Below are 11,454 nucleotides of genomic sequence, written 5' to 3'. Positions count from 1 at the left end.
CGCCAGGGTTTTATTCCTTATAGCGGCTTTCATGCCGCTTTTTCCTTCTTATGCAATTATTCTGCTATTAATTAAATACTCTATTGACCAAACCACAATCTGATATCAAAATAATTCTTTTTTTATTAGTAAGCATAACGTTATTTTGAGATATTCCAGTTCAATAGTATTGATGAGAATGCTTGTTGTTTCAATTTTGGTTTAAGGATAGGCTGCAGACTTTAATGTTAGTACAAGACATTCGTAGGTTTCTTGATGAATTGAGGGAATCGAAACCTATTCTTCCCTGCGATAAAAGATTATCAACTATTTTACTAGAGCGTTTCTCCCATAGAGAACGTCAGGAAGAGTTAACTTCTGATGATATTCAATTTATTTTGCAATGTTTTGGCGAGCGATGGATTGCTGACTCAGAGAGTGATTATCTGCTTTATCCTTCTCGGGCAAACCAGATTTGGGTCAAATTGGCCCATGAGATAGAGCCATTAACAGATAAAAATTATTTGCAAATTTTACTACCCCACATAACTAATCAGTTTGATTTTAATAATTTAACTCCACTGACTGAAACTGTTCGATTGGAAAATTTTTATCTTGGATATGATGGAAAAACTCTATATAGAAAAAGAGGATTATGTGAGCATTTGCTTAATAATCAGTTTGAGTTATCCACCTGTAGAACGCTAAAAACCAAGCAATTTGAGCTCATTACTATTGAAGAATTAACAAGGTTGTATAGAGGGAAATATTGCAACGGGGAGTTTTCTATTGATAAAGAAAAGTTTGATAATTTTTGGGATTTTCTATGTAAAAAAACTTTTCCTCGAATGCAATCGAAAGGTCAAATTCCATTAGAAGTAATACCTCACTTACTTATGCTAATTGAAAGCTACTATCATTTAAAAACTTCAGGTGAAGATATTAAATTATTTACAGATGAGGTTCAGAAATTTTTTAAAATATTATATCAGTTTGAATTAGAGAATATTAATTTTCTCTATGGGGTTAGAGTTCCATATCATGGGAAAGAAGTTTATCTATTAGAACTTTTTATTTTAATAAATATGGCGCAATCTTATGATGTAGATGAACAGTTAAAAGCCATAGCGAGTTGGTTGTATCAGTTTAATCCAACATTAAAAGCCGTAAATAAGGAATTATTACCTTTATATACGGAATTGGAATCAAAAAGGCAGTTAAAAATACATTTAGAAGAAGGAGAAGAAACCAGAAAAGATAACTTGATGTATCGTATTAAAACTTTTCTGCTTTCGTTATTTGTTATCCCATTCGAAATTTTTCCTTTTTCAGGCAAAACAATCAGTTTTTGGGATATTAAAAATGTAATTTTTTCAGAGGGAGAAGAGATCTATAATCAATTTGCTCCTTTCTTGATGACAAATAAGTCAGACAATTTAATTTCAATTTATAAGAAGACAATAGATGAGCATATTATACCTTGTCAAAAGAATAAACACATTTATAAATGGCTGACACACTACAAATCAACGCTTGATTGGTACCAGTTTGTTGAGACGGGTGATTTATCTAAAATGGATGTTTATTGGTTTGAGCCGGAGTTATTATTTCATGTTTTAGCCCATTTTAGATTGATTAATAAATCATTAGGCGAAAAAATAGTTCATTTTTTAGATGAATTAATCCATACCTATGCTCAAAATAATAATGAGCTGCAAATTCAACTGAGAGTCAATATTTTATTTTCCAAATTCTTGAAGAGTTTGGATGAGCAGCAGAGACGAAAGTTAATTTTAACTTTGTCATTGTATGATCCTGTCGATGCAAAAAGTAAATTTTTAACAAACTGTGTTAATTATGTGACAAATCGATTAAGTCAAATTAGTATGCATCAGTCAGACGGCTCCCCTAAATTTTTTAGCACTTATCAATGCATGGATAGTAAGAAATTATTAATTAGTAAAGCAGATTTAAGACAAGTGAGTGCTATTTTAGAAGCCTTTAAAGAAATGCTTCATTCGTTAGAGGAGCGTTGTAATCCTGATCAATTGGAAAATATGCTCATTTATCTGCGAAATATAAGCCGCCCTATATTGACGGTGGCGGAAATAGAAGAAGCGCAACAATCAGCAAGAGTTATAGATTATATCGGTGCTCCAACCTGACTTAATTAGTAACTACTGCTGTTGCATATCAATTAGAATACCAGTGGGGAATGAACAAAACGCTATGATTCCTCCTCTAGCCCCAATAACAAGTGCTGCCCTGCGTTGATAACCGTTTATCCATTTGAGGAGAGTCTTTTGTTTACTCTTTTGAACTATTAAATTGCGCACATAATTTTATAAAGTTTTCATACCTTTGGGTTGAAATCTTCCCTTTATTTAGCGCGTCAATGATCGCGCATTGGGGAGTATCAATATGTGTACAGTTGCGGAACTTGCATTGGGACAGATAAGGTTTGAATTCTTTATATCCTTGAGCAATCGTAGAGCAATCAATATCCCATAAGCTGAATTCCCGAACTCCTGGCGAGTCTATCAAGGCGCCGCCACTAGGCAGATGATAATAGCGTGAGTTTCTTGTAGTATGTTTGCCTAATTCTGCAACCATGGATATCTTATCGATCGCAATATTTTGCTCATGCGGCAATAAACTTGAAATCAATGAAGATTTGCCTACCCCTGATTGGCCAACAAAAACACTGATTTGATTATTTAATGCTTGTTTTAATGGTAGTATTGTGTCTGGGATTTGATTGCTGGCCATGATGACGGGATAGTTTAACGATTGATAGTCTGTTATGAGCCGTTCCTGAAGTGTTTGACAGGTAAGATCAATTTTATTGAGAACAATGACCACGTGCAATTGAAGTATCTCTGCCATAATCAAATAGCTGTCAAGTAACGGCCAACTGATCTCCGGTTTTGGAGCAACGACTACAACCAGCTGAGTGATATTGGCTGCAACGGGTTTCTTTAACCCCTTCTGACTGGGTCTTGCCAGTACACTTCCTCTGGGATAGAGGCTCACAACAACCCCTTGTTTCTCACCTTCTATCTGCCAGATTACTCTATCACCAGCAACCAGTGTATCAAGATTAGGCCTGATAGAACAAAGAATTCGCTTTCCTTCATTGTCTTCAATTTCTGCATGCCTGCTAAATCGGGTAATGACTAAACCATCAACCAGGTTATCGGAGTTATTTCCCATGCTTTCATGGTAGTTTTTCTGGATTTTAGCTATACGAGCAGATTGCTGCTTATTGATTCGTCTTTTACTCATAGTGTCAATCTATACTATAATTGATGCGATTAATGATACAGTATGAAGGTAAATCATATTTAATGAAAGTCTACTTGGTGGGTGGTGCAGTTCGTGATCGATTATTAGGAATTTCTGTCCAGGAACGGGATTGGGTCGTCGTTGGAGCAACACCGGAAGAATTATTGAAAAGGAAATATAGGCAAGTTGGCCGAGATTTCCCTGTTTTTTTGCATCCTGAAACGAAAGAAGAATATGCCTTAGCGAGAACAGAGCGTAAATCAGCTCCAGGATATTATGGGTTTATTTGTGATTTTAGTAAGTCTGTCACGTTGGAAGAGGATTTGGCGCGACGGGATTTAACGATTAATGCAATGGCTATGGATGAACAGGGGCATTTAATTGATCCTTATCAGGGAAAGCGAGATCTGGAAGAGAAATTATTACGTCATGTGTCCCCAGCTTTTGCAGAAGATCCTGTTCGAGTTTTACGTGTTGCCCGTTTTGCCAGCCGGTTTTATCATCTTGGATTTAGAATAGCAAATGAGACCCGTTTATTAATGTATTCTATGGTTAAACGAGGTGAATTAGCTCATTTGATTCCTGAACGTGTTTGGCAAGAATGGCAAAAGAGTCTTGAAGAAAAAAATCCCGAACAATTTATTCTATCTTTACGATCTTGTGATGCGTTAAGAGTTGTTTTGCCAGAAATTAACTTATTATTTGGAGTGCCTAATCCGTATCAATATCATCAAGAAATTGATACGGGCATTCATTCATTAATGTCATTAAGGGCATCATCTGACCTGAGCGAAGAACCATTAATACGATTTGCTGCTTTGGTTCATGATTTGGGCAAAGCGTCGACACCAATTCAAGCTTGGCCTAAACATCATGGACATGAGGAGGAAGGTAGCAAACTGATTCGAGCTTTATGTGCTCGTTTGCGCATCCCTAATGATTATCGCGATTTGGCTGTTACAGTAGCACGTTTTCATTTGAATATTCATCGGGTATGCGAATTGCGTCCAAACACAATAGTCAAGCTTTTGGAGCAGGTAGATGCTTTTAGACGACCCCAATTATTCCATAAATTATTAATTGCTTGTCAAGCTGATGCCGAGAGTTGTGGTAAAACAGTGGTCTATCGCCAAACTCAATTATGGAATGAAATATTATCTGAATGTGTTAAAGTGACGCCACAGACTTTTATTGCACAAGGTTATGAAGGTAAAGCGATTAAGGAGGCCATGCATCAAAGTCGTGTGGCTTGTGTAGAGCGAATTTTGACTTCTTGGAAATGAAATGAAAAATAATCAAAATTTAATTTGGATTGATTTGGAAATGACTGGCCTTGATCCAGAACAAGATAGAATTATAGAAATGGCTACGATTGTCACCGATCCACAACTTAACATTCTCGCGGAAGGGCCAGTCATAGCCGTATCTCAACCTAAAGCCCTTCTTGACGGTATGGATGCATGGAATACAAAACAACATAATCAGTCAGGATTGGTGAAGCGAGTATTAGAGAGCGATGTCAGTGAATCCCAAGCGGAACAATTAACGATTGAATTTTTAAAGCAGTATATTGATAAGGGAAAATCACCTATGTGTGGCAATAGTATTTGCCAGGACAGGCGTTTTTTATACAAATATATGCCTGAGTTAGCGGCCTATTTCCACTATCGGAATTTGGATGTCAGCACATTGAAAGAGCTGGTGTTACGTTGGCGCCCAGAATTAATGAATGGAGTAGTTAAGGAATCAAAACATCTTGCTTTGGATGATATAAAAGATTCAATCAATGAGCTGATTTATTATCGACAGCATTTTATTCATTTGCCGGAAGTACAAAATGACAATTAGAGAACGTTTGGAATTACCTGATGGTGCTAAAAAATTATTACTTCATTCCTGTTGCGCTCCTTGTTCAGGTGAAGTGATGGAAGCGCTCATTTTTTCCGAGATAGACTTTACTATATTTTTTTATAACCCCAATATTCATCCTCTCCAGGAATATGAAATAAGAAAGGAAGAGAATGTTAAGTTTGCCCAAAAGCATAGTATTCCCTTCATCGATGCTGATTACGATAAAGAAAACTGGTTTGCTCGAGCCAAGGGATTAGAATGGGAACCAGAAAGAGGCAAGCGTTGCACAATGTGTTTTGATATGCGATTTGAAAGAACAGCGCTTTATGCGCATGAGCATGGCTTTCCTGTTATCAGTAGCTCTCTGGGTATTTCTCGTTGGAAAGATATGAACCAGATCAATGATTGCGGGGTACGGGCAGCAAGTCATTATCCTGATTTAATCTACTGGACTTATAATTGGCGTAAGAATGGCGGTTCTGAAAGAATGTACGAAATTGCCAAAAGAGAAGCATTTTATAAACAAGAGTATTGTGGTTGTGTTTATTCTTTACGAGATACGAATGCCTGGCGTAAACAAAATACAAGAGATCGCATTAAAATTGGAATTAATTATTACTCTAAAAGTCAGGGCGAAGGAGAATTATGAGTAAGCATTCGCATGATGGAGGACACCACCATCATGATCATGGAGAAGTGACTTATGATAGGGCTTTTATAATTGCAATTACTGCGAATGGACTTTTTGTTGTGATGCAGATTATTTTTGCCTATTTAGCGAATTCTACCAGTTTGCTGGCGGATGCTTTTCATAATTTAGGTGATGTAGTTGGGCTGATTTTGGCATGGATAGCAACGGGATTAATGAAACGAAAACCTACCCATAAGGCAACTTATGGGTTTAAAAAAACTTCTATTTTAGCGGCATTGGCGAATGGCGCCTTATTGGTGTTTACTTGCGGTATTATAGCGTCAGATGCGATGTATAAGTTATTTTCACCGACAGAAATTCAAGCTGTTTCTGTGATGATAGTGGCTGGTATTGGTATAGTCGTGAATTTCTCTACAGCGCTCTTGTTTTTGCGGGGTTCTGATGATCTTAATATTCGAGGGGCTTATTTGCATTTATTTTATGATGCATTGATCTCGGTAGGCGTTGTCTTGTCGGCGGCTTTGTTATACCTGACAGGTTGGTTATGGATAGATCCCATTGTTGGGCTATTAATCGCCGTAGTGATTTTAAAGGGAACCTGGTCATTATTTGCTGATAGTTTCAGATTAATTATTGATGGTGTTCCCCGCGATATATCCTGGATTAAAGTCAGTGATTTTCTTCTGGCTATACCTGGCGTAAAATCTATTCATGATTTACATATTTGGGCAATCAGTACGAAAGAGAATGCACTTTCCGTTCATTTATTTATGCCCGAGGAGTCATTATCTGATGATTTGCGTAGAGAGCTGGTTGAAAAATTAAAGCATGATTTCAGCATTCAGCATGTCACTATTCAGGTTGAAAAAACAGAAACGGAATGCAATGACGCATGTCATAATCCCAGGATAATTATTTAGGATAATTCATCTTTTGTTATCAACTCCAGACCTTTTTTATAACAAGAGCCGCTGGATAAGGGATCATTTAGTTTTTCGTGGAGCTTGCCAAGCTCTATAAATGCTGCAGGGGTAGGGTTTAGCTCAATAGACTGTTCAAGATAATGTTTGGCTTTTCCCCATAAATGTCGAGAGAGGCACATTCTCCCTAAACATAGGTACAATGCGGCTGAGTGAGGATTTTTTTTGAGTAATGATTCAGCAAACAATAATTGATTTTCTTCACAAGGAAGCAGGCTATAAAGCTCAATTAACCTGTTATCTAACTCTTTGCGAAGGCATCGCCTTAAATGATATTCTGCCTGATCGTAATTCTGATTCTTAATCAGAAAGCGGGCATATTCTGCTGTAATTGCTGTATCGTTAGCTAGTGCCTTTGGCAGTGTCTGATACAATTTGTCAATGCCATCTGATTGATTGTGTTTTGCCAAATCAATCATGGCTTGCAAATAAGTATTTTGTTGTAATTGTTCAAAAGCTTGATCTGAAATAATATGATTCTTTTTTAAATCAGGTAAAAGAGCAATCAACTGTTGCCAATCTTTTATTTCTTCATAAAGATTCATTAATAATTTTAAGACATAAGGATGGCGAGGTGCCAAATCTTGAAGGTGTTTCAATGTGGCTAATGCCTGTTCCCATTGGTTATTGGCCAATTGTAATTGTGCCTGGGTTAACTCGACAGCAATTTTCGCTTCGGGCATAGACTGCTGTGCTTCCCTAAGATAATGATCGCGAAGCTTGCTATCCCCCATTTTTTGAGCAGCCCTCGCTGCTGTTAAATAATTAAGTAACGGAGTGTCGGTATTTGGCAGAGCTTGTATTAAATGATTTTTTGCTTTTTGCCAATAGCCTTCACTGTATTCTATAAGCCCCTTTCGAGTCGTGGCTTGAGCTTTTTGTGCCAAGCGTCGTGAATGCCATTTATTTATCATACCGGGCATTCTTGTAATTTTATTGCAAAGTTGAACCAGGCCATAGATTAAAAAAAACAGAAAAAACAAGCCAAAAACGGATGCCCATAAGGTAGTTTCTATAGTCCAGTTATTAATAGCTATTAAGACATAACCCGGATCCTTATTGAGTTGAATACCAAGGAATACGGAGAGTAGTAAAATAATAAAAGCAAACAGGACTCGTATCATTCTTAATTTTCTCCTTTCTTGCTGTTTGCTTGATCGACCAGTAATTCTTTATTGTCAATCATTTGATTGATTAGCGGGATGGCTTGTCCTACGACAGGTTTTTCCTGAGTTAATTTTACATTTTGCAGAGTGGATAACTGTTTAATCAAAACAGCTGTGTTGTGGGAGGATTCATTAAATACTCTTTTAAGATTTGCAATGGCCTGGTTTAAAGCAAACTGGTAGATTGTGGGATTATTATTTAAAATAGCCCACTGCGCTTCCTGAAGGTTAAGGCGGATATTCTCTTTTATTGTAGATTCATATAGAGGGGAGATAAGTGGTTGAATATTTTCATTGTGGCGACGAATAACAACCAATTTCTCCAGAAAGTTCACACTGTCTTGCAACCGATTTCGCCATCCAGTTTTGCCAGACTCTTCAGACTTGGTGATATGGTTTAGCACTTCCTGTTGATCTACTACGGATTGAATAGAAAGATTATTGATAGCCGCTTGGGCCGCATCCAATTGGCTTAATATCCCTGTGATATCAACAACAGAAATTGACTTTAATTGGGCAATTTCTTTGGCGATTGTCTGGCGAATGGTAAATATTTTGGGGATATTCATGCCTTTCAGTAGCGCATCAGCTTGCTGTAAAAGGGCGACAGAGGTATTAAAATTATCACTCCAATGAACATTGATTTGCGCTAATTCAAGATAATAACGTGCTTTTAAAAGAAGCCAATCATTATTTTGATACAATTTTTGCTTCATAGCAGTTTGTAATTCTTTATTTAAGCTATCCATTTTGCTTGTTAAATCGCTCTGGATTTGCTGAAGATTATTGGCATTGTTATCTATGAGCTTTTGGACTGTATTTTGATCTGCTTTTATTCTACCCAATTCCTCAGTTAACTTTTTGTTTTCAATAAGCTGATGGTTTTGAAATTGTTTCTCCACTTGAATGGAATAAATGGAGGCGATGATAGCGAGGACAGCCAAAAGCAATGTCAAGCTGATTATTAAAGAGAGGTATTTACTGCTGAAGAAAGGGGCTCTCGCTTGTTGGTTGATGTTGGCTTCAACTTCAGCAGTTTGTTGCGTTTGAATTATTTTTTTCTGTTCTTCATTGCTATTGGCCATGGATTAATCCTTATAGTCAAATAACGTACCTATCATCCTTTCTGGATGGCTAATAAGAATCTTTTTAATTCCAAATAAAGAAGCTGCCTTTGCAAGTCGTTCACTAATGACCAGGCAAGGTTTGTTTTGTAACCACATTTGCCCCTCTATGCTAAACATTTTAAAAAGATTATGTATGGACTGCTCACTTGTTAACAGTATAATGTCCACCAGGTCATCGCGCCACAGAGAATTAAGAAATTCTTGGTCGATGCTTGGCATGACTCGCTTATAGACTGATAGAATACATAGCGTTGCGCCCTTAAGCATTAAATATTCTTCAATCAGTTGCCGCCCTCCTTCTCCTTTCACAAGCAGAATCGTCTGATTTTTTATTTGTTGTAACGAATTGAGAGTCAATAAATGCTCGCTGTCAGGTAACTCGGGGATATCGCTAACCTGGATATTGAATTCATTGAGCATCCTTGCAGTGCTTTTACCAATAGCAGTTACTCGGATGCTATTTGGCCAATTGATTCTTTTGGAAGACAATTCCATCATGAAATAACGAACTGCATTTGGACTGACAAAAATGGCCTGATTGACTGAAGCCAAATCAGGTAATTTATTTATCCAATTGGTTTCAGACGCCACTATTTCCATTGTGGGGCAGTCGATGGGTCTCCCGCCAGACTCGACAATTTTTTTATTAAGTACTTGTGCTTGTTCCCTTGGTCTTGTGTTTAATATGCGAAGACCGTTAAGTGATTTGGTCATGATGGTCTCGTACCCAGTAAGGTCATTGCTCCTTTAGTCATTAATGATTGAGTACACCTGTCTGCAATGAGGTCAGCTTCTTCTATTTTCCCTTGTTGCTTGTCATCAATGATTTGAGAACCATCCAGATTCAGTACTTTTGCTCTCAAAAGGAGTTGGTTTTCCGCAGTAACGGTACAATAAACAGCAAAGGGTATATGACAATTCCCACCTAACTTGGCGTTGACTCGCCGCTCAGTGTGGACACAAAGAGCAGAAATCGGGTCATTTAAGCCATGAACCAGCTCCTGGATCTCCAAATCGTCAGTTCGGCATTCAATACATAAAGCACCTTGACCACAAGTAGGCAGCATAATGTCATCGGGGATAAGTTGCGTGATGTGATGTGCTAAGCCCATTCTTTCCAAGCCTGCGGCAGCAAGAATAATAGCCTGATACTCTCCTGACTCCAGCTTGCTGAGTCTTGTATGGATGTTTCCTCTTAATGTTTTGATTTGCAAATTGGGTTTGTAAGCCAATAATTGAGATTGGCGTCTAAGACTTGATGTACCAATAATTGCGTTTTTGGGAAGGGCATCCAGATTCTTAAATTGGGAACTTATTAAAGCATCAAAAGGGTTATGTCTTTTGCAAATGGCAGCCAATGAGAGGCCTTCCGGGAGTTGGGCTGGCATGTCTTTAGTCGAGTGAACCGCCAGATCCGCTCTTTTATCCAATAATGCCTCTTCTAACTCCTTAACAAATAACCCTTTCCCTCCTGCAGATAATAATTTATCTTTAAGAAAGCGATCGCCAGAGGTTATCATGGGTAATAACTCAATGCTTAGATTTGGCCATTGCTTTAAAAGCATTTCCCGTACATGATTAGCCTGCCATAGTGCGAGCGGGCTCTGCCTCGTTGCAATTCGTATGATTTTTGAGCTCATGGAATAGACGGTATTTGTTCTATGAACAAAGATCATAACATTGATTCTAATTCAAAAAGAACCCCATTAAGATAATAGATACGAAATCTTGTCAGGGCATTTGTTTTAAGTGAGCATTTCATACCGATTTGAGAATTAGATCATATCTCATGCATAACTCCTCTATTTTATGTTAGGCTTTTCCGGTATATAAGGTAGTGAAAATCAAGGGAGTTTTTTAACTTGATTTAAGGATAAGGAATGTCACAATTTAAAAAAATAGTGAAACATTTAGATGAATCAATGCAGCGTAGTTTGTCTAATTCCGCTCATCAATTGGTTGCAGTCGGAGCAATAGCTTTTGTGGGATTTCCTTTATTTTATGTTATTTGGGCTTTTTGGTTACCGCAACCTTATGAAAACCTTCCACTCCGTCTTATTGGAAGCCTTTTAGGTTTGGGATTGATGTTTACTCCCTATTGGCCATTAAAGTGGAAACAATATTTATCCTGGTATTGGTTTCTAACCCTTTTGTTTACGTTGCCTTATTTTTTTACTTTTTTATTTTTAATGAATCAAGCAAGCGTTATTTCTGCGATGTCTTTGTTGTGTGGCGTATTTTTACTTGTATTGCTTGTTGATTTATTGAGTTTATCTATTGTGCTGATACTGGGGTTCAGTTTGGCCCTTGTAAGTTATTATCTTTATTCTCCGCAAATGTATTTTGGAGAAGAACACATTCAAATGACATTGGTGATTATTTTTACCATTATTGCGGGCTCTACCTTAAATTAT

The 11,454-nt window shown here is 37.4% G+C and carries 10 protein-coding genes and 1 pseudogene; 6 read left to right on the top strand and 5 right to left on the bottom strand.

What is annotated here, in order from left to right; translation table 11 throughout:
- Positions 1 to 224 precede the first annotated feature (224 nt).
- Positions 225 to 2,144, top strand: coding sequence for a hypothetical protein (locus CC34_RS0110710; protein WP_032833143.1), 1,920 nt, complete (start codon positions 225 to 227; stop codon positions 2,142 to 2,144).
- Positions 2,145 to 2,286: 142 nt separating this feature from the next.
- Here CC34_RS0110710 and rsgA read toward each other — a convergent pair whose 3' ends face one another.
- Positions 2,287 to 3,264 (bottom strand): small ribosomal subunit biogenesis GTPase RsgA, encoded by a 978-nt coding sequence (rsgA, locus tag CC34_RS0110705; RefSeq protein ID WP_028379475.1) that lies wholly within the window; start codon positions 3,262 to 3,264, stop codon positions 2,287 to 2,289.
- A gap of 62 nt (positions 3,265 to 3,326) precedes the next feature.
- On the opposite strand from rsgA, the gene CC34_RS0110700 reads away from it, so the two are divergent.
- From CC34_RS0110700 to CC34_RS0110685, 4 genes are read left to right on the top strand one after another with little or no spacing between them, the layout of a single operon-like run.
- Entirely contained in the window at positions 3,327 to 4,547 is a 1,221-nt protein-coding gene (locus tag CC34_RS0110700) for a multifunctional CCA addition/repair protein (RefSeq protein WP_027228989.1), read from the top strand.
- A gap of 1 nt (position 4,548) precedes the next feature.
- On the top strand, positions 4,549 to 5,112 hold the full coding sequence (gene orn / locus CC34_RS0110695; protein WP_027228990.1) for an oligoribonuclease: 564 nt from the start codon (positions 4,549 to 4,551) through the stop codon (positions 5,110 to 5,112).
- Positions 5,102 to 5,764 carry an epoxyqueuosine reductase QueH gene (locus tag CC34_RS0110690; RefSeq protein WP_027228991.1) on the top strand — a complete coding sequence of 221 codons (663 nt, stop codon included), beginning with the start codon at positions 5,102 to 5,104 and terminating at the stop codon, positions 5,762 to 5,764. Before orn ends, CC34_RS0110690 begins: the two co-directional genes overlap by 11 nt.
- The gene (locus tag CC34_RS0110685) at positions 5,761 to 6,687 is read left to right on the top strand and encodes a cation diffusion facilitator family transporter (protein ID WP_027228992.1); all 927 of its coding nucleotides are present in this window, start codon (positions 5,761 to 5,763) and stop codon (positions 6,685 to 6,687) included. The genes CC34_RS0110690 and CC34_RS0110685 overlap by 4 nt, the downstream gene beginning before the upstream one ends.
- Here CC34_RS0110685 and CC34_RS0110680 read toward each other — a convergent pair.
- From CC34_RS0110680 to hemC, 4 genes are read right to left on the bottom strand one after another with little or no spacing between them, the layout of a single operon-like run.
- The gene (locus CC34_RS0110680; RefSeq protein ID WP_027228993.1) at positions 6,684 to 7,871 is read right to left on the bottom strand and encodes a heme biosynthesis HemY N-terminal domain-containing protein; all 1,188 of its coding nucleotides are present in this window, start codon (positions 7,869 to 7,871) and stop codon (positions 6,684 to 6,686) included. The two genes, CC34_RS0110685 and CC34_RS0110680, sit on opposite strands and share 4 nt — an antisense overlap.
- Positions 7,872 to 7,873: 2 nt before the next feature.
- Entirely contained in the window at positions 7,874 to 8,998 is a 1,125-nt protein-coding gene (locus CC34_RS0110675) for a uroporphyrinogen-III C-methyltransferase (protein ID WP_027228994.1), read from the bottom strand.
- A 3-nt stretch (positions 8,999 to 9,001) separates the two neighbouring features.
- Positions 9,002 to 9,754: a uroporphyrinogen-III synthase gene (locus tag CC34_RS0110670; RefSeq protein ID WP_027228995.1), complete on the bottom strand. Its 753-nt coding sequence runs from the start codon at positions 9,752 to 9,754 to the stop codon at positions 9,002 to 9,004.
- Positions 9,751 to 10,680: a hydroxymethylbilane synthase gene (hemC, locus tag CC34_RS0110665; protein WP_027228996.1), complete on the bottom strand. Its 930-nt coding sequence runs from the start codon at positions 10,678 to 10,680 to the stop codon at positions 9,751 to 9,753. The genes CC34_RS0110670 and hemC overlap by 4 nt, the downstream gene beginning before the upstream one ends.
- 240 nt (positions 10,681 to 10,920) lie before the next feature.
- On the opposite strand from hemC, the pseudogene CC34_RS1000000117110 reads away from it, so the two are divergent.
- Positions 10,921 to 11,454 (top strand): annotated as a pseudogene (locus CC34_RS1000000117110) (sensor histidine kinase); the annotation flags it as partial.

The sequence above is a fragment of the Legionella pneumophila subsp. fraseri genome, from assembly GCF_000586315.1.
GTDB classification, from domain to species: domain Bacteria; phylum Pseudomonadota; class Gammaproteobacteria; order Legionellales; family Legionellaceae; genus Legionella; species Legionella pneumophila_B.
Note: the sequence above shows the minus strand (reverse complement) of the source record. Positions and strands in the feature narration are given on the sequence as shown.

Bases quoted from the DNA above. Each gene is read 5' to 3' on its own strand.
- CC34_RS0110710 (WP_032833143.1), top strand. From the start codon at position 225: ATGTTAGTACAAGACATTCGTAGGTTTCTTGATGAATTGAGGGAATCG.
- CC34_RS0110685 (WP_027228992.1), top strand. From the start codon at position 5,761: ATGAGTAAGCATTCGCATGATGGAGGACACCACCATCATGATCATGGA.
- CC34_RS0110680 (WP_027228993.1), bottom strand. From the start codon at position 7,871: ATGATACGAGTCCTGTTTGCTTTTATTATTTTACTACTCTCCGTATTC.
- CC34_RS0110700 (WP_027228989.1), top strand. From the start codon at position 3,327: ATGAAAGTCTACTTGGTGGGTGGTGCAGTTCGTGATCGATTATTAGGA.
- CC34_RS0110690 (WP_027228991.1), top strand. From the start codon at position 5,102: ATGACAATTAGAGAACGTTTGGAATTACCTGATGGTGCTAAAAAATTA.
- hemC (WP_027228996.1), bottom strand. From the start codon at position 10,680: ATGAGCTCAAAAATCATACGAATTGCAACGAGGCAGAGCCCGCTCGCA.
- orn (WP_027228990.1), top strand. From the start codon at position 4,549: ATGAAAAATAATCAAAATTTAATTTGGATTGATTTGGAAATGACTGGC.
- CC34_RS0110675 (WP_027228994.1), bottom strand. From the start codon at position 8,998: ATGGCCAATAGCAATGAAGAACAGAAAAAAATAATTCAAACGCAACAA.
- rsgA (WP_028379475.1), bottom strand. From the start codon at position 3,264: ATGAGTAAAAGACGAATCAATAAGCAGCAATCTGCTCGTATAGCTAAA.
- CC34_RS0110670 (WP_027228995.1), bottom strand. From the start codon at position 9,754: ATGACCAAATCACTTAACGGTCTTCGCATATTAAACACAAGACCAAGG.